This window comes from Methylococcus sp. S1M (assembly GCF_051295855.1).
Lineage (GTDB): Bacteria > Pseudomonadota > Gammaproteobacteria > Methylococcales > Methylococcaceae > Methylococcus > Methylococcus capsulatus.
This window is the reverse complement of sequence record NZ_JBPDXO010000002.1, coordinates 355133-381187: the sequence shown is the minus strand read 5'-3', so window position 1 is coordinate 381187 and position 26055 is coordinate 355133. Positions and strand designations below refer to the sequence as shown.

Sequence of the window (26055 nt, the reverse complement as noted above, 5' to 3'; positions counted from 1 at the left end):
CGCGCGCAATGCCATGCCGCTGCTTCCGTCACGGATGCGGTGCGCTCGCGGGGCTTAACGAGTGCGGGCTCCGGCAATTATTAGAATAAATCACTACATTCAGTGAGGGACGTCTCCAATGATAAGAACGAAATTTCTTAAGTGCGGCCTGCTGGCTGCGATTCTGGGTCTTGGCGCCCTGATTCCTGCGACCCTGTGGGCACATGGTGGTGGTTCCGGCGTCGACGTCGACTCCTGCCGCATCCCGGTGGGCGGTTTCTGGGTCCATTTCACCGCTTATCAGCCGCAGCTCACCGGCACCACCGAATACTGCGACAAGATTCCGGAAACCGGATCGACCACCCTGGTCTTCGACTATGAAGGCAAGGCGCTCCGCAACATGACCGTCGAGTTCGAAATCACCAAGGAGCCCGAGGGCAGCCGCGTGTTCTACCAGGCGCCTGCCGCGTATCCCACGGGCACCGTGAACGCCACCATCAACTTCACCGAGCCCTCCGACTACCTGGCGCACGTGACGCTGGTGAACGAAGGCCAGAAGATCGATGCGCACATTCCTTTCAAGGTCGGCGTCAATCAGACCAGTGTTTCCGGCTCCACCTGGATCATCATCCTGGTGATCGTCATCGCGCTCGGTTACATCCTCTATCTCTCGAATGCAGGCTTCAAGAAAGTCGTGGATTCGCTGCTGCTGATCAAGAAGAAAACCTGAAGGTACACCGGCCCATCGCCCGCCTGGCCGGGTGATGGGCGCTTCCGGCGTGTTTTCGCATTTCTCAGTCACCGTGCCCTGGTTACCATGATCATGATCAAACGCTCTTTGTCGGCAGCGCTGGGGTCTGCCTTTCTGGCCTGGTCCGTAGGTGCGCCGGCCGTGACCGCCCTACCCGCAACCAAGAAGGTCGAGCTCGGTGAAGTCGAGCCGTTCTGCAACAGCGGAGCGCCGGCGGAGTGGCGCAAGGCCCAGGTGCTGGAAGGTGTGGAAATCCGGGAGTCCAGGCTGTGCAATCCAGACAGCCCCGCCGAAATCGCAGCGTTCGTGAAGGGCACGAACAACGTTTCCATGCAGACGCTGATGGATACCAACCTGGCCGCCGACGCCCTCATCCTGTCGAACGACATGGACAACGACGGCGACCCGGACCATTACATCATCAAGCTGGAAGTCATGGAGCTGAACGGCCATTCCCCGGACTTTGCCGGAGTCGTGCCGACCTACGACATCGCGCCGGGCATTCAGCCGGCATTCTGGGTGTTCGCGCCCAAGACCCGCGACATGTCCACCCGCAGTTTCGCCAGCGCCGAGGCCAATCCCATGCTCCGAATGCCGGCGCCGGTCATTCGTGTGGAACAGGGAGACGTCGTCTGGCTGGTGCTGGAAAACACCCATTACTTCCCGCATTCGATCCACCTGCATGGGGTGGATCATCCCTTCATGGATTTCAGCGGCGAGGGTAACGACGGCGTCGGACAGACCAGCGCAATGGACGTGATGCCGGGTCAGAGCAAAACCTATGTGATCAAGCCGCGCCAGGCCGGCACCATGTATTACCACTGCCATGTCCAGCCGCATACGCACATTCCGCTGGGGCTGGCGGGCATGTTCATCGTCGAGGAAAACCGGCCGAACAACTGGGTGCAGGTTTTCAACGTCGGTGCCGGTCAGGTCAGGCACCCCTCCAAGGCAGTGGCGGAAAAGTATGATGCCGAGTACGACCTGCATTATCAGTCGGTCGACAAGGAACTGCACAAGCTGCCGCAGTCGTTCAACGACCCCCGCCTGATCGCCCGCGCCATCAACCAGGACTACGACATCACCGACGCGACCGACGACTATTACCTCCTCAACGGCCGCGCCTTCCCGTATACCCTCCGGGAATCCCTGGTGGTGGTCGAACCCAACCAGAAGATCAAGCTACGGGTGCTCAACGGTCACACCGAGGTCATCTCGCTGCATACCCATGGCCACAAGGCGGTGGAGACGCATTATGACGGCGTCGAGCAGCGGCCCGAGGCACGTATCCGGCGTGACGTCTATACCCTTTCTCCGGCGCAGCGCCTGGACCTCGAGCTGGAAACCGTCGATGACGGCCTGCGCAGCTTCGGCCCCGGCCTGTGGATGTTCCATGACCACGTCGAAAGGGCGTTCACGACCGATGGCATGGGCGAGGGCGGCAGCATCAGTCTGATCGCCTACAAGCAATACCTCGACGAGAACGGTACGCCGCATGCCCACGGCATGAGTCTGGCCCAGTATTTCACCAAGAAATACTGGGAGCGGAAGATCTCGCCCTGGCAGGAAGTGTTCGACGCCAGCCTCGGCGATCCCGAGACTTTCGTCAAGGCGGAGGTCAAGCCGGCCGCCACCACCAAGCCCGCCGCATCCGGTGCCGAGCCGGTGGCGCCGGGCAACACCGGCCGCAACCTGTTGCTGGGACTCCTGTTGGGTATCGCCGGCTATTTCGCCTATCTCAACCGGGCGAAGCTGCTGGAAACCGCATCCGAGTGGATCGCCGCCGTACGGAAATAGAGACATGAATACCAAGTCGATCACGATCCGTTTGAGTTACCTTTGTTCGGCCGGGCTGCTCGCCGTCAGCGTTGCCGCCGTGGCCGCGGAGACGGCCGAAATCAGGGAGCATACCCGGCTCATGGACCATGGCGACGGTCACCTGATGGACATGGACGGCGGCATGGTCATGGGACAGAACAAGGACAAACTGCCCGGCGGCTGCAGCAGGATCTCCGAAGAGGCGGAAATCACCGTCCGCGCAGGCCACAAGTACGCGAAGGAGTTCCCGGGTACCATGTACGGGTTCAGCGAGCATGAGTGGCGCTTCAAACCCTGCACGCGGCTCACCGTGCATTTCATCAACGAGGACAACATCCGCCACCAGTGGATGATGCATGGCCTGCCCAAGTATCTGTATGACAAAGGCATGTTCCATCTGGAGGTCACGGGACCCGCGAAGATCAGCGGTACCCTGATCCTGCCCAAGGAGGACCGGACCTACCTGGTGCACTGCGACATCGCCCAGCACATGGAAAAGGGCATGAAGGGCGAACTGATCGTGGGCAAGGGCAGTGGCACCTTCCCGACCATTCCCGGCGTGACCGATGCCGCGATTCCCGACAATTACACCCCGGCTCCCGATGGCAAGGTTCAGCCTGCGGTGGCACCGCCGACTGCCGGTGTGGAGAAACCCGGCGAGTCCACAGTGAAGAAGTCGGACCAGACTGCGGCGGCGCCCTCCGGTTCCTGGTTCAGCGGCAGCCTGGTGCTGGGGATGGTGCTCGGCATATTCGGAACGCCGGTCGCCCTGCGGTTCGGGCGCGAGCGCCTGAGCGGCATGACGGGCGGGGACGTGCTCGCCATGGTCGGCGGCTTCCTCGGCCACATGATCGACATCACGCTCGGCCTCATCAGCCGGTTGATGCATTCGCGCGGCAAGAAGAAATAGCTGGCAGGATAAAGGGGGATTCCTTACCCTGCGAGGGGAAGGCGTCTTCGAGGAAGGCGCCTTTTTTCTTGCGAACCGTTTCGTCGATTACAGCACATGTGCGGAATAGCGGGGCTCGTCCTGAAAGGACGGAATGTCCAGGCAGACAGGCTCCACCCCATGATCGAGCGCCTGGCCCATCGGGGGCCGGACGGTCAGGGGGTATTCACCGAAGGCGGATTCGGCCTGGCCCACACCCGCCTGTCGATCATCGATCTCAGCGGCGGCCGCCAGCCCATTCTGGCCGACGACGGCCGGCTCGCCGTCGTCGCCAACGGCGAGATCTACAACCACGTCGAGCTCCGCGAGGCGCTGGAGCGGGAGGGGCGCCGTTTCGCCACGCATTCCGACAGCGAAACCATCCTGCATGCTTACGCGCTCGATCCGGAAGGATTCGCCGGGCGTCTCCACGGCATGTTCGCATTCGCGCTGTACGACGGCGTCCGCCGGCGGCTGGTGCTGGGACGCGACCGTTTGGGGATCAAGCCCTTGTTCTACGCCGCGCTGCCCGACCGGCTGGTGTTCGCGTCCGAGATGAAGGCGATCCTGCCGCTGCTGCCGAACGCGCCCACTATCGACGCCGGCGCCTTTTCCCAGTTCCTCCACACGCACTGCTCGACCGGCGAAGAGACCCTGTTTTCCGGCATCCGGCGCCTCGGGCCGGGTGAGATCCTCGAGGCAGACGCCGAGCTGAACCTCCGCAAGCGGCGGTACTGGACGCCGCTCGGCGTGAGGTCGCGGGCGCTGGACTTCGCGGAGGCTGAGGCCGAATTCGAGGGGATGTTCGAGCAGGTGATGAAGGAGCACGTCCGCTCCGACGTGCCCTATGGCCTGTTTCTGTCCGGGGGCAACGATTCGGCGATCCTGCTGGCCATGCTCAGCCGCTTGCAGGCACAGCCGGTCCGGACCTTTTCCATCGGTTACGTCGATGCGGCGATGAAGGACGAGCTGGGCGATGCCGAGCGGATCGCGCAGGTGTTCGGCAGCCGGCACACGTCGATCCGCCTGCGCCGCGAGGATCTGTTCCGGCGGATTCCCCACACGGTCTGGGCCGCCGACGACCTGATGCGGGATTACGCGAGCTTTCCGACTTCGGCGCTGTCCGAGGCGGCGGCGAAGGAACTCAAGGTGGTGTTCACCGGCGAAGGCGGCGACGAGGTCTTCGGCGGCTACCGGCGCTACCGTCAGCCGCGACTGGCGTGGCTGGCCAGAAATCTCCTGGCACCGGGGACGGGCGGTTTCCGCACCCGCAGCGAATGGTGGCGGAAGCGCTCACAGCGTCTGTTCGGGCCGGCGCTGGCGGCCGAGCGGAAGCATTTCCGTGCTCCGTACCTCAAGGCCTGGAGCGAGGCGCCCGCGGTATGGAGCCATCTGCAGCACTGCCAGTATACCGATCTGGTCACCGACCTGCCGGACAGTCTGCTGGTCAAGGTGGACCGGATGATGATGGGTTTCGGCCTGGAAGGGCGGGTGCCCTTCCTCGACCACCGGGTCGTCGAATTCGGCCTGGGCTTGCCCGATGCGCTCAAGACCGATGGCAAACGGCCCAAGGTGTTCCTGCGCCGCTGGGCCGAGCGCCACGTGCCGAAGGAGCATCTCTACACCAAGAAGCGCGGCTTCACCGTGCCGGTGCGGGAATGGCTGGGCGGCGAGCTGTTGGACCGGCTGGAAGGCAAGCTCTCGGGCAACGCGGCGGTGCGCGAATGGTTCGACACCCGTCATTTTCCCGCCCTGTTCCAGGCCCAGCGCAAGAAGGGGAATGCCAGCCGGGAGATCTTCTGCCTGATGCAGTTTGCGATCTGGCACCGGCTGTTTATCGATCGACCGGGACTCAAGCCGTCGCCCGACGAGGACCCGCTCGACTGGATCAGCTGAGCGGGCCACCTTTCTCCGCCAGCAGTTCCCGGTAGACTGCCAGGTTCCCTTCGACCATGCCATCGACCGAGAACTCACGGTCGATCAGCGCCCGGCCGCGCTGGCCCATGTCCCGCGCCAGGTCCCGATCGTCGAGCAGGCGGCGGATGGCGGCGGCCAGGGCCGCGGCATCGCCCGGTGGGACGAGCAGTCCATTGTCGCCGTCGCGCACGGCTTCGGGAATCCCACCGGCGCGCGAGGCCACGATGGGGACGCCGGCCGCGGCGGCCTGCAGCAGTGAGATTCCCAGTCCTTCGCGCAGGGCCGGATGCACCACCAGGTCCAGGCAGGGCAGGATGCGCGGCAGATCGTCCCGGAAGCCGGCGAAATGGACGCGGTCCGCCAAGCCGAGGTGGCGTACGGTTTCGATCAGGGAAGATTCCAGCGGGCCCTTGCCGAACAGGAGGACGTGCAGGCCCGGATAGCGCCCGGTCAGTTCGGGCAGGGCTTCGAGCAGAAAGCGATGGCCCTTGCGTTCGATGAGCTGGGCGATCACGCCGATCACCGTGCAGTCCTCGGGCAGGCCAAATTCGGTGCGGAACCCGGGGCGGTCGCCGGGCTGGAGGAAAGGGGCCGGATCGATGGCACTGCGCACGACACGCAATTTCGCCGCCGGCAGACCTTCCGAGGCGAGTACCCGCGCGATGCCTTCGGAAATCGCGACCACCCGGTCATGCAGACGGTATTTCACGGCGACGGCCCAGCGCATCTCGGGGTTGTCCTGACGCCTGGAATGAACCACCGGCACGCCGGCCAGACGCGCGGCGATGCCGCCCATGACGTCCGCCCCGATCCGGCTGTGCAGGTGCGCGAGGTCCGGCCGGACCCGCCCGATGATCCGGTAAAGCCGGCCGATGAGGCGGAAATCGAGGTCGCCGGACATCGGAATGGCATGCACCTCGGCATGGGCGGCGGCCTCCCGGGCGAGTTCGCTGCCGGCCGGGCAGACCAGTACGTTGTCGATCCCGCGCTGCTCGAGCCCTTCCAGCAGGTACAGCACCTGGCGGGCGCCGCCGTAGAGGTTTCTGCCGCCTTCGACGTGCAGCACCTTCATCGGCGGTTCTCCCGTTGGGACAGGACGAAGGCCGTGGCGGCGGCTATAATCCCGCCGTTTCGGGCCAGGGAAACCGGGGGGATGCGATACGCGCAGGGCATGATCGGGTGGCTCTCCGAGAGGCCGTCGAAAGAACCCCGAAGTTTACACCAAGGCATGGGGGACCGGGCTTCGCGGCTCCGGGTCACGGCACCAATCCGCAGCAGATACCACATCACATGACCAAGCAGACCAGCCCGGCGCTCAGGGAAGATTTCCTGGTTTTCGGCGCGCCCGCCATTTCCCGCGCGGAGATCGACGAAGTCGTCGCCTGCCTCGAATCGGGGTGGATCGGGACGGGGCCGCGGGTGGCCCGGTTCGAGTCGGATTTCGCCCGCTACAAAGGCGTGCCGGAACAGCGCGTCGCCGCCGTGAATTCCTGCACCGCGGCCCTGCACCTGAGCCTCCTGGCGTTGGGCCTGGAGCCGGGGGACGAGGTCATCACCACGCCGCTGACGTTCTGTGCCACCGTCAACGCCATACTTCACGCCGGACTCAGGCCGGTGCTGGCGGACGTCGATCCGGCGACGCTGAATCTCGATCCGGCGGCGGTGGGGGCTGCCGTCGGCGAGCGGACGCGGGCGATCCTGCCGGTGCATTTCGCCGGCCATCCCTGCGACATGGCCGCCCTGGGCGAAATAGCCGCCCGCCACGGCCTGCGCGTGGTGGAGGACTGCGCCCACGCCATCGAAACCGAATTCCGCAGCCAGCCCGCCGGCACCTTCGGTGAGTTCGCCTGCTTCAGCTTCTACGTGACCAAGAATGTCGTCACCGGCGAAGGCGGCATGGTGATCGGCAAGGATGCCGACAGCATCGGCCGGGTCAAGACCCTGGCGTTGCACGGCATGAGTCGGGACGCCTGGAAGCGCTTCGGCGACGAGGGCTTCAAGCATTACCAGGTCGTCGAATGCGGATTCAAATACAACATGATGGATTTGCAGGCCGCGATCGGCATCCATCAGCTCGCCCGGGTGGAGGAGAGCTGGCGCCGCCGCCGCGAGATATGGGCGCGCTACCAGGAGGCCTTCGCCGACCTGCCGGTGACCCGGCCGGCCGAGGCGGCGCCGGATTGCCGCCACGCCTACCACCTGTACACACTGCTGATCGACGAGAAGGAAACCGGTGTGAGCCGTGATGCCTTCCTGGATGCGATGACGGCGCGCAGGGTCGGGGTCGGCGTCCACTACCTCAGCCTGCCGGAGCACCCGTATTACCGCGAGACGCTGGGCTGGCGGCCGGAGGACTTTCCCCACGCCCGACGCATCGGCCGCCAGACCGTGAGCCTGCCGCTGTCGCCCGCCTTGAGCGACAGCGACGTCGCCTACGTCATCGACGCCGTCCGCGCCATCGTACTGCGCTGATCGCCCATTTCTTACACTCGGAACCATGACAGACAAGCCGCTCAAGGTCCTCCATTACTCGCCGGTCTGGCTGCCGCTGACCGAAACCTGGCTGTACGGCCAGGTCAGCCACCTGCCGGCCGGGTTCGAAAACCACGTCGTATGCCGCAGCGTCAGGAACCTGCACCAGTTCGAGGTGCCCAACATCCATTGCCTCAAACGGGAAAGCCCGGTCGGCTATCTGCTGCACCGTGCCCTGTTCCTGGCGGGGTTCCGGGAAGGATTCAGCTTTTTCGACCAGACCGCCGCCCGCATCCGGCCCAACCTCGTCCACTCCCATTTCGGCAACAACGGCTGGACCGTGCACAAGGCCGTGCGGCGTCTGGGTGTGCCCCATGTCGTGACTTTCTACGGCCAGGACGTGTCGCGGATGCCGGCGGTCAATCCGGCTTGGCGCGAGCGCTACCGGGAGATGTTCGCCGAGGAGGGGACGTTCTATCTGTGCGAGGGCCATGCCATGGCCAAAGCCCTGGCCGGCCTTGGCTGCCCCCCGGAGCGCATCCGGGTACAGCATCTCGGGGTACCGGTGGAGACGATCCGCTACCGGCCCAGGGCCTGGACGCCGGGCGCACCGTTGAAAGTGCTGATTGCCGCGAGCTTCCACGAGCGCAAAGGCATTCCCTATGCCTTGGAAGCGCTGGCCCGGCTGAAGCGCGAGCTGCCGGTGGAAATCACGGTGATCGGCGATGCTGGCGCGTCGGAGGAAAGCCGGGAGGAAAAGCGGAAGATCCTGGCGGTGATCGAGCGGACGAATCTTGGACCGGTGACGCGCATGCTGGGGTTTCAGCCACATGAGGTGTTCTGGCGCGAAGCCTACGCCAGCCACATATTCCTCTCCCCCAGCATCACCGGCCACGACGGGGATACCGAAGGCGGCGCCCCGGTCGCCATCATCGAACTGGCGGCCAGCGGGATGCCCATCGTCAGCAGCCGGCATTGCGACATCCCCGAGATCGTGCTGGACGGCGAGACCGGCTGGTTGGCCGACGAGCGCGACGTGGACGGCCTGCTGGACTGCCTGCGCCAGTGCCTCGCCGCGGCGCCCGAATGGGAAAGCATCCTCGCGGCGGGAAGGCGGCGCATCGAATCGGAATACGATGCGGCGACACAGGGGCAGCGTCTGGCCGGCATCTATCGGCAGCTGGTGGGTGCGGGACACTGAGTCGCGGGGGATGTGACATCGGGGGGACGCAGGAGCTCGTCCCCCCTCGTCAAGAGAGATTCGGGATGCTCGGCATCATTCTTCGAGCCCGAGGACAAACCTTGATACCGGCTGCACGTCCCGTCATCGGTCGACGGCTCGCGGCGGGTCCGCGTCCGGACCGCAATCGGATCGAGCAGGCACCGAAACGTGTCGGCGAATGAAACCCGTGCTGGAACTCCGGGATTTTCCCGCCTGCGGACACGAATTCAGGTGAAAGTCAGCACCAGGTCCGCTCCCCGCAGGTATTCGGCTTCCTGTTCCAGATCGGCGCTGGTAAGGGGGTGATCGTTGATCCAGCCTTCGGGAAAGCGCAAGGCGATCGTATTGCCATGGCGCTCCAGTGTCGTGGGTGGCGGGACGTTGTGGCGGCTGCGGTTGAGGACGACGGCGAGCCGCAGTATGACCGCGAGGATTTTGCCGGCCTCGTTCCAGGGGGCGGGCAATTCGCGGAACGACTTGGGCTGGAACTTCCGGCGGTGGGCGCGGATCAGCGCAGCGAGGATGTTCTGCTCGTGGCGTGAGAATCCCGCCAGATCGGCGTTGGCGGCGATGTAGGCGCCGTGTTTCTGGTACTGGCTGTGGGCTATGTCGAGGCCGATCTCGTGGAGTTCGGCCGCCCAGTCCAGCCAGAGGCGGGCGACGTCGCGGTCGATGGCGCTGGTCCAAGGCCATTGTTCGAACAGATGGCGGGCGGTGTCGCGCACCCGTCCGGCATGGACGGCATCGACGTGGTAGCGCGCCGCCAGGGCCGAGACGCTGCGGCTGCGGACATCGTCGTCGAACAGACGGCCCAGCAGATCATACAGCAGACCTTCGCGCAGGGCGCCGTCCGCGACCTTCATGAGGGGGATGCGCAGCACGTTGAAGGCGGCATGGACGATCGCCACTCCCCCGACGATGATGGGCCGGCGCTCGAGGCTGAGTTCCGGCAGCGCCAGGCGGTCGACGTGTCCGGCCGTAAGCATTGCATCCGCCAGCCGGTTCAGCCCTTCCGGGGTGATGCCGTCCCGGCTCCATCCTGCAGCCTGGATGATGCGCTGGACTACGCGCAAGGTGCCGGACGAGCCCACCGCTTCGTCCCAGTGGTCGCGGTTGAAGGCGTGTTCGATCGGTTCGAGTTCCTGCTCGGCGTGGAGGACGGCGCGCCGGAAGCGTTTGGATGTGATCTTGCCGTCACCGAAATGGGTGGAGCTCAGGGACACGCAGCCCAGGCGCAGGCTCTCCTTGTCGCGCGGAGTGTTGTCCACGCCGATGATGAATTCGGTGCTGCCGCCGCCGATATCCATGACCAACCGGCGCCGGCCATTGGCGGCCAGGCTCTGTGCGACGCCCAGATAGGTCAGACGGGCCTCCTCGATGCCGGAAATGACCTCGATGGGATGGCCCAGCGCCTGTTCCGCCATGATCAGGAAGGACTGGGCGTTGCGGGCGGCCCGGAGGGTATTGGTGCCCACGGCGCGGACGGTGCCAGGCGGCATGTCACGCACCCGCTGGCCGAAGCGTTCCAGGCATTCCAGCGCTCGCAACTGGACTTCCGGCGTCAGATTGCGCGCCGATGTGAGCCCAGCGGCCAGCCGCACCATTTCGCGCAGGCGGTCGACCACGATCAGTTCACCACCGCGAAGGCTGGCGACGATCATGTGGAAGCTGTTGGAACCGAGGTCGATCGCGGCGACGAGTTCCGGCGGGGGGCGGCTGCCTTTGGGCCTGCGGTCGCTGCTGGTGGCCGGGGACGCGGCGGCGGGAGGGTTCTGATACAATGGGCGGTCTCGGCTGTGGGGGAACGGACGTCTCCATTGTAATCAATCGAGCCGCCAAATTTCCGTGACGCCGGCCCTTTCCATCCGCGATCTCCGCAAGACCTACCGCAACGGCCACGAGGCTCTCAAAGGCATCGACCTCGATGTGGCGGCGGGGGATTTCTTCGCCCTGCTGGGGCCGAACGGCGCCGGCAAGTCCACCACCATCGGCATCCTGAGCTCCCTGGTGACCAAGGGTTCGGGCACGGTGCGCATCTTCGGCCATGATCTCGACCGCGAGCGGGAGGCCGCCAAGCGCTGCCTGGGCCTGGTGCCGCAGGAGGTCAATTTCAACCAGTTCGAGAAAGTCATCGACGTCGTGATCAACCAGGCGGGCTACTACGGCATTCCCCGTCGCGAGGCTCGCCGCCGCGCCGAGGAGTGCCTCACCCAGCTGGGGCTCTGGGACAAGCGCAACACCGTTTCCCGGCAGTTGTCCGGTGGCATGAAGCGGCGCCTGATGATCGCCCGGGCGCTGGTGCATCGGCCGCGGCTGCTGATCCTCGACGAGCCGACCGCCGGCGTGGACATCGAGATACGCCGCTCCATGTGGGCGCTGCTGCGCCGCATCAACCGGGAAGGCACGACCATCATCCTGACCACCCACTACCTGGAAGAAGCCGAAAACCTCTGCCGCCATATCGCCATCATCAATCACGGCCGGATCGTGGAGCACAGCGACATGGCCAGCCTGCTGGCCAAGCTCGAGGCGAACGCCTTCATCCTGGAACTGCGTCGCCCCGTGTCGGCGCTGCCCGAGGTTCCCGGCTATCGGCTGGAGCTGCGGGGAGATCGCAGCGTCCTGGCCACGGTGCCGACGGAGCTCGGGGTGCATGGCCTGTTCGACGCCCTCGGCCAGGCCGGCATCGAGGTGGCGAGCCTGCGCAATGCGGCGAACCGGCTGGAACAGCTTTTCGTGGACATGCTCGAGTCTTCCGAAGACGACATCTGAAGCCGATATGACCTACCGTGTCGCTCTCCAGACCATCCTGTTCAAGGAAATCTACCGGTTCCTGCGGATCTGGCCGCAGACCGTGCTGCCGCCCGCGGTGACCACGGGCCTGTATTTCCTGATCTTCGGCACGGTGGTCGGCGCCCGGATCGGTGAAATGGGCGGTTTCAGCTACATCGACTACATCGTCCCCGGCGTGGTCCTGATGTCGGTCATCACCAATTCGTACATGAACGTGGTGTCTTCGTTCTATTCCACCAAGTTCCAGCACAATATCGAGGAATTGCTGGTGGCGCCGGTGCCCGATGGAGTGATTCTGGCGGGCTACGTCGGCGGCGGGGTGATGCGGGGACTGGTGGTCGGCGGGGTGGTGCTGGCGATCTCGGCGCTGTTCGCGGATTTTCACCCGGTGCATCCCTGGGCGGTGGCGGCCATGCTCGTGCTGACCGCGACCTTGTTCTCCCTGGCGGGTTTCCTGAACGCGATATTCGCCAACAGCTTCGACGACATTTCCATCGTCCCGAATTTCGTGCTCACGCCGCTGGTCTACCTGGGCGGGGTGTTTTACTCGATCGAACTGCTGCCGGATTTCTGGCGGGAGGCCTCGCGCTTCAATCCCATCCTGTACATGATCAATGCCTTCCGCTACGGTTTTCTGGGCATTTCCGACGTTCCGGTCGAGCTGGCCTTCGCCATGGTCGGGATACTGATCCTGGTCCTGACGCTGGCAGCCCTGATCCTGTTGCGGCGAGGGACGGGCCTCAAGACTTGAGCCAGGGGTCGCCTCGGGCGATCCGGTTCAGCGTGGCGGTATCGAGGATCTGGACGTTGCGACTGTTGATGGTGATGACGCCCTGGCTGGCGAACTGGCTGAGGATGCGGCTGACGGTTTCCAGTGCCATCCCCAGGTATTCACCGATTTCCTGCCGGGTCAGGCTCAGGCGGAACTCGGCTCCGGAGAATCCGCGCTGCTGCAGGCGTTCGGACAGATCGGCGAGAAAGGCGGCGACCCGGGCTTCGGCAGGCCGTTTGGCCAGCAGGGCGAGGTCGGTGGCGCTGTCGATACTCTTGCCCGCATGCCGGAACAGCTCGCGCAGGAGTTTCGGCACTTCCTTGCACAGGGAGTCCAGCTGGGCGGCGGGCAGTTCGCAATAGCTGAAGGTTTCCAGCGCGATGGCGGAACACTGGTGGATGTCCGTGGACAGGCCGTCGAACCCGAGCAGTTCGCCCGGCAGCAGGAACGCGGAGACGAATTCCTCGCCGCGACGGTCCTGGGCGATCAGCTTGGCGGTGCCGGCCTTGATCGCGATGATGCCGCGGAAGGAATCGCCGCGCCGGTAAAGGTATTCACCGCGCGCCAGGGTCTTCCGACGTCCGACGATGTCGGCGATCCGGTCGACGTCGTCCTTGGCGAGGCCGCGCGGTATGCAGAGCGAATTAAGGCTGCAGTTGGTACAGGTGACGCGGAGTTTTTGAGAGATGTTGGGCTGGTGTTCCATGTCAGATCGGGCTGGTCCCGGCCGTTTCCTTATCCTTGACAAAGCGGACGCCACGCTCTAACAGGATGCCGGAGTTGAAAAACCAAAGGATAACATCCGGAAGCCGTCCCAGGAGGGCTTCCGGTGAGGATATTTTGCGGTTTCTTCAGAATTCCTGCTGGAGGATGGTCAACGTACGGCGGCAAAGTTCCCGGCCATAGTCGGTCCACAGTCCCTGACCCCAGTAGCGGTAGCAGCTCGTCTGCGCCGTGAGGAGATGGAACAGGGCCTTGCGGTAGCGGGGTTCTGCGGGGCTCACTCCGGCTTCGATGGCTTTGGCGTTGAACGCCACACTGGCTTCCTCCATCGGCCCCAGTACGTTCTCGTAGCCGCGCACCCAGGAGATGTCGTTGGTCCAGCTTCCGCCCTCCATGTGGAAGCGGTGGTCTTCCTTCTTCAGTTCCTCGATGGCATGGGCCAGCTTCTCCGGGTCCTCGCCCGGCTGGAAGCGGTCCCAGATTTTCTTCTGGTGGATGGGCTGGAGTTCGGGCAGGTCGGATTCCTGGATGCCCAAGCCGAACAGGAATTCCAGGTATTCGGTGGCATTCATCAGCGGGGTGTCGCTGTCGCTGGCTGCGCGCACCACCTCCATGAACTTGGGCGGGAATTCGTTCATCATCACCCCCCCGTTCTCGCCGTCGGCGATCTGGGTGACCAGGGGAGGGACGCTCTTGCCGGCCAGCTCCCAGCGCGAAAGGCCCAGTGCCTCATAGTAAGGCTGCATCTGCGCGACCAGTTTGGTGTCGCTGCCCTGGGTCTTGACGATGGCGATGATGCTGACGCTTTCGCCGGCGGTATTGCGGCAGACCAGCCGGTGGGGCAGGTGTTTCAGTTCCGGCCCCCCGCCGTTGTCGGGGCGTTCCACCGTGTGCTCCTGCACCATCACCCACAGATAACCGCACTCCTTGAGGGTCTTGACGAATTCGAAGGCGACGTCGGGATGATTGGGCAGGGCCATCTCGGACGGTGAGAAACCCCGCACCCTTTGCAGAGCTTCCAGGCCGAAGATGCCGGCAAAATGCTGCTGCCAGGCCTTGACGTGCAGCCGGAAATCCTGACTCGGGGTGGACGGTGCGACGGCGTGTCCCCAAGGGCAGCCCAGCCACTCCACGGCGCGGCGGTATTCGGGATGGCAGGTGATGGTTTTCAGACTGTCGAAAACGTCGTTGAGTCCCATCTTGCGCAGGCCGTGGAACAGCGTTCCGGAATATTCCAGCATCACCCGCGGTTCCTTGCCTTCCTGCATGAGCTGGGGGATGAACTCGCCCATGCGCTTGTAGCACCAGTGGAACACCGGCGCATTGTGGTTGTCGCCGATGTGCTGGTTTTCCATCATGTACTGGAGGTTGCCGATGATCTCGGCGCTGGCGAGGTCGCCGCCGCCGGCCGGGATGAGCGGCTGGTGCATGTGCAGGGCGATGGCGCAGGCGCTGCGGATGCGATCGAAGGCGATCGGGCTCGAAGGCCGGAAGACCTCTGGCGGGCGCCGCTTCAGCGCCTCGTCGATCGAGTTTTCGTTGCCGCAGATGTTGGGCAGGCCGTCGACGTATTCCGCGATCTCGGTCATGGACAACTCCTCGAATTGGGACGGGGGGACGTAATTGACGTCCGGCAATGATACACAAGCGATCGGGCTTGATCGGTGTCTGCTGGCCGGCTATTGGGGCGCTTCCGGTTGACGCCGAGTTTCCGGTCCCGCGGCGTCGGCGGCAGCGTCCGCCGGACGGGCGGCGAGGTGGCGGGTCAGCGCGGCCCGGGCCTCCTCCAAGTCGGCACGGGCGCGTCCGACCCAATCCTCGCCCCAGTAGAAATTGCAGCTCGTTTCCGCCCGCAGCAGCCGCCAGAGCGCGGTGTCCAGGTCGTGTCCGGGCGGCGGCGCGCCGGGTTTGTCGAGTTCGGCGTGCAAGGTGTCACTCAAGGCCCGGATTTCCGCCAGCCCGCGTCTCTGCGCATCCGACCCCGTCCACTGGGTGAAGTCACGGCCGTGGTGCCAGCCGGTGTTCCAGGCGCCGGTTTTGACCTCGACCTCGCCAAAAACCCCGTAGCGGTCCAGGTAGTCGTGGATGAATACCGGCTGGATGTCGCCGCCCTTGCGTGCGGTCGCCAGCAGCGGCTGGTAGAACGCGCCCCAGAAGTTGGCCTCCTGAGTGGTGTTGCGGAACCAGCCACCATTTTCGCCGTCGGTGCAGGTGGTTACCAGCGGCTCGAAATTGCACCACTTGGTGCGCTCCTTCAGCTCGTTCTCGAACCAGGTCGGTTCCATGCCCGCTTCCTGGGCGTCCGACAGCTCACGGTCGCGCACGATGACGATGATCTCCAGGCTGCCGTGGCGGGCGATGTGGGGGCGGTAGCGGATTTCCTGCCAGGCCATGGGCGTGACCGGCTCCACGTGTTCGCTGTCGACGATCACGTAGCGGTAGCCGAATTTCCTCAGCAGAGGGATCAGTTCCATGGAGAAGCCCATTTCCGGCGGCCAGAAGCCGTTGAAACGCTGGCGCCAGAACACATGACCGGCGATGCCCTGCCAGCGCTTGAGGTGCTCGAGCCGGTCGCGTTCGGGGATCAGTGGTAGCACCGGGTGGTAGTAGCCGGTGCCGAGGATATCGATGATGGATTGGTTCTGCCAGTGCCACAGCAGCGAGCCGCAGTCGACGATCCCGTAGACCCGTTCCTGGAATCCCGGACTGGAGAGGGTTTCCAGCAGGGTGCCGGAGACTGACAGATGGACCCGGCCGACGTCGGAATAGTCCCACAGCGAGCGGGCGATGCGGTCGTAGGCGAACAGGATTTCCTTGGCTTCCCAGCTTTGATGGTCGAGCAGGTGTTCGAGGTTGCCGGGAGGCTGATGCAGGTTGAGCACCAGGGCATGGTGGATGGTCATCGTCGCTGGTCTCCAGAGGGTGTTTGGGTGGTAAGAGGATGGCCTGGCAGAGGATTTGCTTAATGGTGCTTGATGCCTCCGGCGCCGGCGCGGGAGGCCGTGGGGCCCGGTTGCCGCAGGGCGGGATGCCACCCTGGAGCGCGCCGTGACCGTTGTCCTGAATCCTACAACCGATCCGACACTGTGTGATGTACCGACGCATATCGACACGTGAAGCGCGCGAGCTGATCGCGACCAGGGAGCCGCTGCTGCTCGACATCCGCGATGCCAGCGCTTACCGCAGCGGCCACCTCCCTGGGGCGCTGCTGTTCTCCGATCTCGATCCGCTGGCGCTGCGCAGAGTCCTGCCACGCGACAAACCATTGCTCGTATACTGCTATCACGGCGTCGCCAGCCAGGATGTCGCCCGGCTGTTTGCCGATCTCGGTTTCGGCGAAGTATACAGCCTGGACGGTGGCTTCGAGGCCTGGCATGCCGACACGGCGCACGTGGGGATGACGGCCGCTCCACTGGCCGACTGGCTGCGCGAACACGGCTTCGAGCCGGGCGAGCCGAACCGTCAGGGCGGCGGGACATGGCCCCTCATTAAGGCCTGCCAACAGGGAAGGGCCGATATCGTCGAGGCGCTTGCCGCCGCCGGGGCCGATCTGACGGTGACCGACGCTTACGGCAACGACGCCCTGTGGGCGGCATGCTACAGCGGGGATCTTACGACCGTTGCGGCGGTGCTCGACGCCGGCGTCGATCCGGACCGCCGTAATCCGTCGGGCGCGACCGCCCTCGTTTTCGCCGCCTCATCCGGCAGGACCGAGGTCGTCTCGCTGTTGCTCGACCGCGGCGCCGATCCCGGCATCCGGACGGAGGACGACTTCACGGCCATGGATCTGGCGGCGAACCTCGAGATTCTGCACCTGCTACGGCGTGCGCAACGGCGTGAAAGCCATGCCTGAGCCGGTCACCGATGCTGCCACGACAGCCGGGACGGGGGCTGTTTCTGCTTTGGCGCCGGGTTGCGCCGGCTGCGAATTCCAGAACGACCTGTTGGCATCGAGCCGCTGCGATCCGGGGGATGCCTGCATCCAGGTTCAGAACAGCCGCCGGATCGACGGTTTTCTGAAGCGCAATCCGCATCTTGCCGAACGCTATCTCTTCGACTCCCGGTGGGAGCAGCGGGCCGTCGCCGCCCGTTATGCCAGCCAGAGCGCGCTCAAGCCACTCTTGTTCGACGACGACGAGGCGGTCCGGCGGACCGTCGCCTATCGGGTGCCGGTAGACTGGCTGGACGCCCTGATGCACGACGTCGACCGCGAGGTCCGGATCACGGTGGCCGATCGGCTGCCGGCGGAGCGGCTGGAGGCCATGGTCGTGGATCCGGATTACCTGGTGCGGGTCTACGTGGCGCGGCGGCTGCCGGTGGGGCGGCTGTTCCGCCTCATCGCCGATCCGGACGAGCAGGTGCGCAAGGAAGTGGCGCGGCGGCTGCCGCCGCAGAGCCTTGCCCTGATGGCCTACGACGAAAACCTGCAAGTCCGCCAGATCGTCGCCGAGCGGATGGACCCGGCAGGCGCGACGCTGCTGCTGCGTGATCGCGAATGGCTGATCCGTTACCTCGCCGCCGCAAAGGCGCCGCCGGAATCCCTGCGGGGGCTGCTCGACGATCCGGTGGAGGAGGTACGCGAGCTGGTCCGGGCGCGGCTGGCCGGGGGGTAAGCCCTCAGTGGAGCAGCGCGGCGCTCAACGGCGATCCGCCCGACCGGCCGGGGTCCAGACCGGGAATGCCGACGTTCTGGATATGCATGGCGTTGTCGCCTTCCTCGTAGCGTGGCAGCTTGCCGTCCAGCCGCCAGAGCCGGAAGGCAAGGGCCGAACTCAATACCCGGATCGGATAGTCCCTGGGCAGGTTTTGCAGGTACGGCTGGATCGTGACGAAATCGCGGGCGCCGTACTGGCTCATGATCGAGTGGAGGCCGCCGTTCTTGGGGCCGATGTTATAGGCCAGCAGGGCGAGGAACAGGTCGCCATGCATTTCGGTCTGGTAGTGCCGGAACGTGGCGGCCCCGACGTAGGCGTTGTGGCGCGGATTCGCCAGGTCCAGCCTGGCGGTGGCCAGCCGTTTCCGGGCGGCTTCCACGGCCGGTGCCGGCGCTGCGGTGATCTGGAACAGGCCGCGGCCGCCGTCCTTGCTGTCGCGGGGGAGAAACGAGGATTCCGTGGAAGCGACGCCGAGCAGGAGTTCCGTTTCGATGTCGAAACTCGCTGCAGCCTCCTGGATCGCGGGCCAGAAGAGCTGGCTCCGCTCGATCAGCCGCTGCAGGTCGGCCAGGTTGGAACGCCGGTAGGCGGCGAAGACCTGGTGGGAGAGGGTGATGCGTTCGGCCTCCTCTTTGCCGCCGACCAGGGTCCGCAGACTGCCGAGTTCCTGCCGGAATTGTTCGCGGGAAGCGTGGGTGCCGGCGCCGGCGGCGACGAGCACGGCCAGGATCGCCGGCAGGATTTCTGCTTTTCCCGCGAGCCAGGGGCGGAGGAGGAACCAGAGCCGGAGCGCCAGGGCATGCGCGAGGGCCAGGGCCAGCACCATCGCCGTGAAGGGCAGCAGATGCGCCCAGAAACCGGTGCCGGAAAACCAGTCCGCCGAATGGCCCAGCACGGCGATGATGGCCACCAGCGACGCGGCGGTCAGTGCTCCCGCTTCGGTGCCGATCATGGCCGTGCGTTTCCAGGCCGGGATGCTGTTTTTTTTCTTCTTGCGGCGGCGCGGCTTGGATTGCCGTTTGGGCCGGGTCTTCCGGACGGGCGGGTCTGGCGGTTTCGGTGCGGAGTCGGGTTCCATCGGCGAAGACTCTGTCGGGTCCAGGGCAAAAGGTCTGCACGGATTGACCGGGTGAAGGATACCGTCCGGACAGGCCGGTATGCCAGCCATCCGGCGGCCGATGGATTAGAATGCCTGGCCACGGCCCCCCGGCGGGGCGCAATCGCGGACTCCCCTCTGGCTATGCGTCATCGATTTTCAGTATCCCCTGCAATATTCGTCGGACTCCTCCTCCTGTCGGGCTGCTCTTCCCATCCCCCGGCCCGGCCCGGTGCCATCGCGGACCGCGCGGCCGTGCCCGCGGTCGGGGAGGCCTCCCGGCCCACCGCAGCCGAATCAGACATGCCGCTCGAAGGGGGCTATTCAGCGCGAACGGTCACCGGGGATTATGCCGGCTACCCGGCGCTCGACCGCTTCATTGCCAGGATGGCGCAGCAGCACGGGTTTCCCCATGACTATCTGAAAGGCCTGTTTTCCCAGGCGCAGCGCAAAACCTGGACCATCAACTACATGCGCAAGGAATCCAAGCCGGGGCCGCCCAGTCCGGGCGGATGGTCCCGGTACCGGGCCCAGTTCCTGGACGGTCTGCACATCGCCCGGGGTGTCGATTTCTGGCGCCGGCATGCCGGCACCTTGCGCCAGGCCAGCGAGCGCTATGGTGTGCCGGCTGAGTACATTCTCGGCATCATGGGCGTGGAGACGGTCTATGGGGCCAACCTCGGCAGCCACCGGGTGCTGGATGCCTTGACGACTCTGGCGTTCGATTCGCCACGGCGGGCCGATTATTTCACCGAGGAGTTGGAGAAATTCCTCCTGATGGCGAGGCAGGAGCGGATCGATCCTGCGCAGCCGAGGGGATCCTTCGCCGGTGCCATGGGTCTGGGGCAGTTCATGCCCAGCAGCTTTCTGAAGTGGGCGGTCGATTTCGACGGCGACGGCCGGAAAGATCTCTGGCAGCCTGCGGACGCCATCGGCAGTGTGGCCAACTATTTCGCCGCGCACGGCTGGCGCAGCGGGGAGGGGGTCGTTATACCGGCGGTCCTGACGCCCGGCGGGCGCTGCGAGCTCGAAACGGGATACCACACCCGTTATTCGGTGGCTGAACTGGCCCGCAACGGCATCATGCCCCGTGGCGTCCTGGATGCGGACATGCCCGTCAGTCTGTTGCGGCTGCGTGCGCAGGCGGGCGATGAGTACTGGTTGGGCCTGCCGAATTTCTATGTGATCACCCGTTACAACAACAGTACCTACTATGCCATGGCCGTGCACGAACTGGCGCAGGCCATCAGGGGGCGGTATCACTAGCCGGTCCCTCCCCGGTACCGGATGTTCCGGCACCTCCCGAATTGAGGCGGGGGGCGCCGAGTGTCGCAGGAGCGGGGTGCAGCAGGGCTTCCAGCTCACGGGTCATGGACTCGCATTCCGGTACCACGTCCGCGAGCTTCATCAGGGTGGAAAAGCTGGCATGGTGCTGTTCGGCTTCCGCGGCGATCACTTCATTGAGGGGGTCGCAGGTCCTGATCATGTCCGCTTCGGCCTCCTCCAGTTCTTCGGCGTCGACGTCGCCGTTCGCCAGGGCGGTTTGCTCCGAAGTGATCAGCTCGTCCAGTACCCGGTTGTGGTGGCGGAAGACGTGTTCGACGTAGGTGGCGAATTCCCGTTCGTTCATGGTGACGTCACCGCCTTCCGGTGTGCGGGTCCGGATGGACATACAGCCGGTGAGGACGCTCCCCGTAAGCAGCGCGATGCTGACGATAGCCGTAGGGTGCCGCATAGATCGTGAATCGGTCGTCTGAAAATGCTTTATCCGGAGGATTCCGCAGGGTGCACCTTGAGGCGGTGCCGCTGCTCGGCGTGTCGGATGCGGCAGAATACGGTGTCACACTTTAGCGCAATGGCGGGCGTTGCGGTATGGGGACTGCGTTGGGAGGCACTGGGACGATGGCGTTGGTGATAAATCGGTTTTTTGTTGCATCAGTGCAAATATGGAGCACGATTGCATCACTGTGGTGCAATTATTAGCAAATCATGATGCTTTGACCTGCTCCAATTCGTTGTTCGATGGGTGTTTTCGAGATGGCATGCCCTGTGCTTCGGTTCCAGGTGAGAGTAGCGATCCAAGATGACGCTGCATAACCAACTGGAGACGATGATGACTCAAACGGCCAAGCTGAGACCGCTGGTGTTCGGGATCCTGGCGACACTTTCCATGGGCGGGGAAGCGAAGGATTTCGCGGAAACGACGGGGTTGCTGGACTGGGCGACCGACGGCGCCAACGTGCAGCCTTTCGAGGAGTGGGGTGTGAAATGGGGAGGCTGGATCGATACGGGAGTGTCGACGAATTTCACCAACAGTAAATGGAACGGTCCGGTATCGTTCGGCGACCGCTCGGCCGAGTTGCAGATGAACCAGCTCTACCTCTATCTGGAACGGGCCGTGGCGACCTCGGGCGATGACTGGGACTTCGGCGGCCGTTTCGACTTCATGTACGGCACCGACGCAGGATTCACCCAAACCTATGGTGCGCCCCAGGGCAACTGGGATCTGCACCTCAACGCCAGCAACATCAAGTACTACCGGACCGCGCTGCCCCAGGCCTATGCTTCGGTCTACGCGCCCATCGGCAATGGCCTGACCCTCAAGCTCGGCCACTTCTACACCATCATCGGCTATGAAGTCGTCACGGCGCCCGACAACTTCTTCTATTCGCATGCCTATACCATGCAGTATGGGGAGCCCTTCACCCATACCGGCCTCCTGGGCAGCTATCCGATCGACTCCAACTGGACTCTGACCGGCGGTGTCGTGACCGGCAGCGTGACCGGTGGCTGGGACGGCGGCTTCAACCAGGGGCTGGGAGCCTGGTCCGGCATTGGCGGCATCGGCTGGGTCAGCGACGACCAAGGCACCAAAGTCAACATTTCCGGCACCACCGGTCCCACCTCCGAGACCAACTCCAACCAGTGGAGTATCTACAGCCTGGTGATCCAGCACGACATCACCGAAGACCTGCACTACGTCTTCCAGCATGACCATGGTTTTGCCGACGGTGCGTCGATGGGCGCCAATGGCAAGCCGCAGGATGCAACCTGGTATGGCATCAACAACTATCTTTTCTACGACATTCAGGACGATCTCTCGATCGGTCTCAGAGGCGAATGGTTCAGGGACGACGATGCCTTGGTGAATTTCGGTTCGAGTGGCGCAAACTTTGGTCGGGTCTATTCCATCGGCCGTCAGGTCGGGGGGGTTGGACTGGGCTCCGGGCTGCCCGCCTCGAGCTACTATGAATTTACCTTGGGGTTGAACTGGAAGCCTTCGCAGTGGCTGATCGTCCGCCCCAACCTGCGCTACGATTGGGCGGACAACGCGAAGCCATTCAACAACGGCGGCGCATCGGTGGGCTATGCCGGAGACAGGCGAGACCAGATTCTGTTTTCCACGGACGTAGTCATCAGCTTCTGATCCGGTCCGGCCCGCGTTGATTCCCTAAGGAGACGTTGCAATGAAAAACGACATGAACATTTTCGGTCTGACCCTCGCCGTGCTCGTTGCGGCTACATCGCCATCGCTGGTTCTCGCGGACGAGCAGGGCGAGGAGGCCATCGAAGACCTGGAGAAAGCGGCGCAGGACAGTGCGAAGGGCGCGACTTCGAAAGCGGCGAAAGAGCTCGAAGACGCCGAGAAACATCTGATCAAGGAAAACAAGACACGTCCTTACGCCGAACCCCTGAAGCAGATCAGCGGCGACGCTCCGAAAGCAGAAGCCGACCGCAAGGCTTTCCGGGAGCTGAAGAAAGCCGAGAAGGATGCGAAAAAGAAGGTCGCGGGCGATGCCGCCGACGAAGCCAAGAAAGCCCTGTCGGACGTCAAGGAAAAGGAAAAGGCTCCGTGATTCAACCCCTCGAGTTAACCCGGGTCAAACGGACGGGGCGTCGGAGTTCGTGAAGCTCCTGGAGTAGCCCCCCTTCGTCTTCACTCCGCGCCGATGGCCATTTTTAGGTCGGCATAGGCGTAGGCGCGGTTGGCCTGGGCTTGGTAGTAATCCATGATCGTATTCCGGTAATCACGCTGTGCCTGGATGAGGTCGATGATATCGGTGCTGCCATTGGTATAGGCGATTTCGGCCGAATCCCGGATGTGTTTTGCCTTTTGCATGATCTCGGTCTCGAAGCGTTTAACGACGGTGTTTGCCGAGATCCATGCGGCGAAGGCGGTGTTCACTTCGGAACGTACCGCGACTTCCGTTTGCCTGACGCGTAACTCGTTGTCGTTCGCCCGGATGCCTGCCTGGGCGATCTCGCCTTCCTGCCTGTAAAACAAGGGCAGGGGGATACTCAGTCCCAGCGTCGCCCCATTCTGTATATAGTTGCCGAGGTCATGGGCGAAGCCGGCTGTGACTTTGATATCGGGGATGCGTTGGGCCTTGGCGAGGTCGATACCTTGTTTGGCCTGCGCGTACCGCGTCTTGGCCGCCAGCAGGTCGGGGCGTCGCTCCAAGGCTGCGTTCACCGCCGCCATCTCGTCTTTGAGATCTTCGAAGGACTTTCCGTCCGGCCACTGGTCTTTCACGCTCAGGCTGCCGGCATCGTCCGGCCACGCCAGGAACACCGCCAACTGCGATCGCGCCGCGACGAGCTGGGCGGCAATTTTGTCGATATCCGATTGAGCTTTCAGCGCTTCGATTTTGATCCGGGTGAGGTCCCGCTCCGAAATGTCGCCGACCTCGAAGCGCTTCTGTTGCACTTCGACCAACCGTTGAACGTGATGGCTCTGTTCCAGGGCGGCATCCATCGTTTCCTGCGCCAACAGGAGTCCGTAGTAGGCGCGGCGTAAAGCCTGAGTCAACGTGCGGATCACATCGCGCAGCTCGCTTTCCACGGCTTGTTCCCCCAACAGGCTGTTTTCCATGCGGAGTCGGCGTTTTCCCGCGGTTTCGATGAGCTGGCTGACCGCCACATAGGTGGCCGGTCCGTTTTGCCAAATGGGATAATTCGGGGCCCATTCCTGCTGATAGATGCTCAGTTCCGGGTTCGGTATGGCGGCAGCGATCACTTTTTGGGCCTGTGCTGTTTCCAGTCCCAATTCCGCAGAGAGGATGGAGAGATTGCGGGCATAGAACAGGCCGATGACCTGGCTTTCGGTCAAAGGTTCCACGCCGGCCCAGGATGGCGAAAGCCACAGGCCGAGGCAGGCAAGAAATCCCAGACGGGCCAAAATCCTTTGGAACGGTATGCCGGCTTCGTGAGGCCATGAAATGTTGACTAGCCGGTGCAGCGAAATTTCCATGTCGAGGACAAAAATACGGTCACGATTTTCCGCGTGTGCAGTGCATGGGGCAGCCCCGGGGCGGGGCGATTCGCTTGGGGAGGGCGTGACACTCGGCCTGAAGCAAATACGAAGCCATGTATGGATACCACGTTATGAATCAGTGGCATGAACGTCCCGTCGAGTGCTCCATCCGCAAAAATAGGGTGTAATCCACCACGAATCAGGCTCGGCTGGAATGAGCGTGCTTTCACCAGGCCGAACGATCATCCCGCGGACGATGCTGGCAAGTATCATCTGCGATGGCCGGAGAGCATCCATCGAATTCGAGGATCGGGACCTCGAGCAGGGGACGCCGTACGGGTTTCAGAGAACGGCGCTCGCGGATTTATCAGAGTCTGGCATCGGGTTGGGCCTGCGGTGGTCTCGGTGACGCCGTTGGAGGAGCCGGACAGGTCCCACGGTTTGGGGTCTACGGGGCACGAGGCCGTGCAGCAGCCCCCGACATCCCCCGTTTCGCTCGGTGGCGGCGGGGCTCCATGCCGCCAACGGGTATGCCCGATCCACGGTCGATCGTAACCTGGTTTCAAAGGAATGCGGCATGATCATTTGCTGCATACCGAGCCGGAGAGGCACTTTATGTCATAAGTGGCATTCTTACCACAACCTGCGACCTTGATGGAGTATTCAGCCAGTTCTTCTCGTCCGACCCACCGCATTCGTTGGGCGATACGTTCAGAAACGATGGTACCGGTGACTCGATCACAGTCAAGGTCGATGCGTGCTTGGACTTCCGCAAACTTGAGCGCGGCGCCGGAGTGTTCGGCAAGAAACTCCTGGTCAGTCACGCAACCGCTCGCGATGACCATCGATGCGATTGCAGTCAATGGTGTCCGGACTGCGGTTCTTTTCATCGTCATATCGGTGCCATTGGTAGATCAATAATTGCCTATCGGTACGAACAAAATCGTTTTGATCGTCCAGTCATCCGTCTCGCTGGTCATTCCTCGGCCAATTCCGAAGTTGATACTCCAATCCTCCTCGTCCCAGTCGACTGTGGCAAAAATAGTATGGGACTGCAGATGAATCGGCTCGGGATGGGCGATGGGACCGATGGCACCATAGTATTCGAGGCCGAGCGTCAAGTTCTCGCCAAAATAGTGTTTGGCCGCGAATGCCGGTTCGAGACCTGGCGCGTCTGAGCTTTGGTAGCGATCGTTCAGACCCCAGTTGAAAAAGGCATTGATCGCAAACAACCAGTCATCGTCGTCATAGCCCGCCGTGAACCCGCCATTGAGATTGAGAGTGGCTTGTGAATATTTCCAATTGTAGTCTGAGAATGCCCAAGTGGTTCCAAGAAACCATCCTCCTTCGTCGGGTGCCTCGATGGGAACCCACGTGAGCCTACCTATCCCCCCGGCGACATTCCATTGCCCGTGTTCATCGGTCACGACTGGCAGGTACAAGCTGCCTTCCAGTGATTCGAGCAACCCATAAGACAGTTCCGGGGTTATCCTGACTCCGCCCCCATTCATGATTTCCCCGACATAGCTCCCCCTCGTGATGCCCAGCGGCGTTGCGTTGACGTGAAGACTGGTCGTGAGTTCTCCTTGACCATCCAGTCCTCCAGTAAAAATCTGAATGACGGGTGATATATCGGCATGCGTAAGATCGGTCGTCAATGCCATTGCGACGGCCG

General features: G+C 63.6%; 23 protein-coding genes. 13 read left to right on the top strand and 10 right to left on the bottom strand.

The window, feature by feature from the left end; all coding sequences use genetic code 11:
* Positions 1 to 118: 118 nt before the first annotated feature.
* From ACSHWJ_RS05340 to asnB, 4 genes are all read left to right on the top strand, one after another.
* The gene (locus tag ACSHWJ_RS05340) at positions 119 to 709 is read left to right on the top strand and encodes a hypothetical protein (protein WP_010961369.1); all 591 of its coding nucleotides are present in this window, start codon (positions 119 to 121) and stop codon (positions 707 to 709) included.
* A gap of 93 nt (positions 710 to 802) precedes the next feature.
* A complete protein-coding gene (locus ACSHWJ_RS05335) occupies positions 803 to 2527 on the top strand; it encodes a multicopper oxidase domain-containing protein (protein WP_036246021.1) in 1725 nt (574 codons plus the stop codon).
* Between the two features lie 4 nt (positions 2528 to 2531).
* Positions 2532 to 3458 carry a multicopper oxidase gene (locus ACSHWJ_RS05330; protein WP_017366403.1) on the top strand — a complete coding sequence of 309 codons (927 nt, stop codon included), beginning with the start codon at positions 2532 to 2534 and terminating at the stop codon, positions 3456 to 3458.
* Between the two features lie 96 nt (positions 3459 to 3554).
* Positions 3555 to 5372, top strand: a complete 1818-nt coding sequence (asnB, locus tag ACSHWJ_RS05325; RefSeq protein WP_026046089.1) for an asparagine synthase (glutamine-hydrolyzing) — start codon at positions 3555 to 3557, stop codon at positions 5370 to 5372.
* Here asnB and ACSHWJ_RS05320 read toward each other — a convergent pair.
* The gene (locus ACSHWJ_RS05320; RefSeq protein ID WP_017366401.1) at positions 5365 to 6465 is read right to left on the bottom strand and encodes a glycosyltransferase; all 1101 of its coding nucleotides are present in this window, start codon (positions 6463 to 6465) and stop codon (positions 5365 to 5367) included. The genes asnB and ACSHWJ_RS05320 overlap by 8 nt on opposite strands.
* A gap of 218 nt (positions 6466 to 6683) precedes the next feature.
* On the opposite strand from ACSHWJ_RS05320, the gene ACSHWJ_RS05315 reads away from it, so the two are divergent.
* Together ACSHWJ_RS05315 and ACSHWJ_RS05310 are read left to right on the top strand one after the other, a co-directional pair.
* A complete protein-coding gene (locus tag ACSHWJ_RS05315) occupies positions 6684 to 7865 on the top strand; it encodes a DegT/DnrJ/EryC1/StrS family aminotransferase (protein WP_010961364.1) in 1182 nt (393 codons plus the stop codon).
* 25 nt (positions 7866 to 7890) lie between these two features.
* On the top strand, positions 7891 to 9066 hold the full coding sequence (locus ACSHWJ_RS05310) for a glycosyltransferase (protein WP_017366399.1): 1176 nt from the start codon (positions 7891 to 7893) through the stop codon (positions 9064 to 9066).
* Between the two features lie 248 nt (positions 9067 to 9314).
* Here the strand turns inward: ACSHWJ_RS05310 and ppx are convergent, their stop codons facing one another.
* The gene (gene ppx, locus ACSHWJ_RS05305) at positions 9315 to 10868 is read right to left on the bottom strand and encodes an exopolyphosphatase (protein WP_017366398.1); all 1554 of its coding nucleotides are present in this window, start codon (positions 10866 to 10868) and stop codon (positions 9315 to 9317) included.
* Positions 10869 to 10932: 64 nt separating this feature from the next.
* Between ppx and ACSHWJ_RS05300 the strand changes: the two genes are divergently transcribed.
* Positions 10933 to 11859 (top strand): ABC transporter ATP-binding protein, encoded by a 927-nt coding sequence (locus tag ACSHWJ_RS05300; protein WP_010961361.1) that lies wholly within the window; start codon positions 10933 to 10935, stop codon positions 11857 to 11859.
* A 7-nt stretch (positions 11860 to 11866) separates the two neighbouring features.
* Positions 11867 to 12631 carry an ABC transporter permease gene (locus tag ACSHWJ_RS05295; protein WP_010961360.1) on the top strand — a complete coding sequence of 255 codons (765 nt, stop codon included), beginning with the start codon at positions 11867 to 11869 and terminating at the stop codon, positions 12629 to 12631.
* Here the strand turns inward: ACSHWJ_RS05295 and ACSHWJ_RS05290 are convergent.
* The 3 genes from ACSHWJ_RS05290 to ACSHWJ_RS05280 all read right to left on the bottom strand — a co-directional run bounded on the left by ACSHWJ_RS05290 (position 12621) and on the right by ACSHWJ_RS05280 (position 16278).
* Positions 12621 to 13358 (bottom strand): helix-turn-helix domain-containing protein, encoded by a 738-nt coding sequence (locus ACSHWJ_RS05290; protein WP_010961359.1) that lies wholly within the window; start codon positions 13356 to 13358, stop codon positions 12621 to 12623. The two genes, ACSHWJ_RS05295 and ACSHWJ_RS05290, sit on opposite strands and share 11 nt — an antisense overlap.
* A gap of 145 nt (positions 13359 to 13503) precedes the next feature.
* The gene (locus ACSHWJ_RS05285) at positions 13504 to 14964 is read right to left on the bottom strand and encodes a glycosyl hydrolase family 57 (RefSeq protein WP_218798036.1); all 1461 of its coding nucleotides are present in this window, start codon (positions 14962 to 14964) and stop codon (positions 13504 to 13506) included.
* Positions 14965 to 15054: 90 nt separating this feature from the next.
* Entirely contained in the window at positions 15055 to 16278 is a 1224-nt protein-coding gene (locus tag ACSHWJ_RS05280; RefSeq protein WP_432539395.1) for a glycoside hydrolase family 57, read from the bottom strand.
* Positions 16279 to 16466: 188 nt separating this feature from the next.
* Here ACSHWJ_RS05280 and ACSHWJ_RS05275 point away from each other — a divergent pair, with 188 nt between their 5' ends.
* A complete protein-coding gene (locus ACSHWJ_RS05275) occupies positions 16467 to 17228 on the top strand; it encodes an ankyrin repeat domain-containing protein (protein WP_432539396.1) in 762 nt (253 codons plus the stop codon).
* The gene (locus tag ACSHWJ_RS05270; RefSeq protein WP_036246026.1) at positions 17221 to 17988 is read left to right on the top strand and encodes a 4Fe4S-binding leucine-rich repeat protein; all 768 of its coding nucleotides are present in this window, start codon (positions 17221 to 17223) and stop codon (positions 17986 to 17988) included. The genes ACSHWJ_RS05275 and ACSHWJ_RS05270 overlap by 8 nt, the downstream gene beginning before the upstream one ends.
* Before the next feature lie 4 nt (positions 17989 to 17992).
* On the opposite strand, the gene ACSHWJ_RS05265 is transcribed toward ACSHWJ_RS05270, so the two are convergent.
* Positions 17993 to 19198 carry a transglycosylase SLT domain-containing protein gene (locus ACSHWJ_RS05265; protein ID WP_432539397.1) on the bottom strand — a complete coding sequence of 402 codons (1206 nt, stop codon included), beginning with the start codon at positions 19196 to 19198 and terminating at the stop codon, positions 17993 to 17995.
* Between the two features lie 72 nt (positions 19199 to 19270).
* Between ACSHWJ_RS05265 and mltB the strand changes: the two genes are divergently transcribed.
* Positions 19271 to 20392 carry a lytic murein transglycosylase B gene (gene mltB / locus ACSHWJ_RS05260; protein WP_218798032.1) on the top strand — a complete coding sequence of 374 codons (1122 nt, stop codon included), beginning with the start codon at positions 19271 to 19273 and terminating at the stop codon, positions 20390 to 20392.
* Here mltB and ACSHWJ_RS05255 read toward each other — a convergent pair.
* Positions 20373 to 20861 carry a hypothetical protein gene (locus ACSHWJ_RS05255; RefSeq protein ID WP_249385292.1) on the bottom strand — a complete coding sequence of 163 codons (489 nt, stop codon included), beginning with the start codon at positions 20859 to 20861 and terminating at the stop codon, positions 20373 to 20375. The two genes, mltB and ACSHWJ_RS05255, sit on opposite strands and share 20 nt — an antisense overlap.
* A 348-nt stretch (positions 20862 to 21209) precedes the next feature.
* On the opposite strand from ACSHWJ_RS05255, the gene ACSHWJ_RS05250 reads away from it, so the two are divergent.
* Both ACSHWJ_RS05250 and smbP read left to right on the top strand, forming a co-directional pair.
* Positions 21210 to 22553, top strand: coding sequence for a porin (locus tag ACSHWJ_RS05250; protein WP_432539398.1), 1344 nt, complete (start codon positions 21210 to 21212; stop codon positions 22551 to 22553).
* Positions 22554 to 22593: 40 nt separating this feature from the next.
* Positions 22594 to 22983 (top strand): small metal-binding protein SmbP, encoded by a 390-nt coding sequence (gene smbP / locus ACSHWJ_RS05245; protein WP_010961350.1) that lies wholly within the window; start codon positions 22594 to 22596, stop codon positions 22981 to 22983.
* 80 nt (positions 22984 to 23063) lie between these two features.
* Here the strand turns inward: smbP and ACSHWJ_RS05240 are convergent, their stop codons facing one another.
* The 3 genes from ACSHWJ_RS05240 to ACSHWJ_RS05230 form a co-directional block, all read right to left on the bottom strand.
* Complete coding sequence (locus tag ACSHWJ_RS05240) at positions 23064 to 24377, bottom strand: TolC family protein (RefSeq protein WP_432539399.1); 1314 nt, start codon at positions 24375 to 24377, stop codon at positions 23064 to 23066.
* A 584-nt stretch (positions 24378 to 24961) separates the two neighbouring features.
* On the bottom strand, positions 24962 to 25270 hold the full coding sequence (locus ACSHWJ_RS05235) for a hypothetical protein (protein ID WP_143708522.1): 309 nt from the start codon (positions 25268 to 25270) through the stop codon (positions 24962 to 24964).
* A 24-nt stretch (positions 25271 to 25294) separates the two neighbouring features.
* Positions 25295 to 26044, bottom strand: a complete 750-nt coding sequence (locus ACSHWJ_RS05230; protein ID WP_432539400.1) for a hypothetical protein — start codon at positions 26042 to 26044, stop codon at positions 25295 to 25297.
* Between the last annotated feature and the right edge of the window lie 11 nt (positions 26045 to 26055).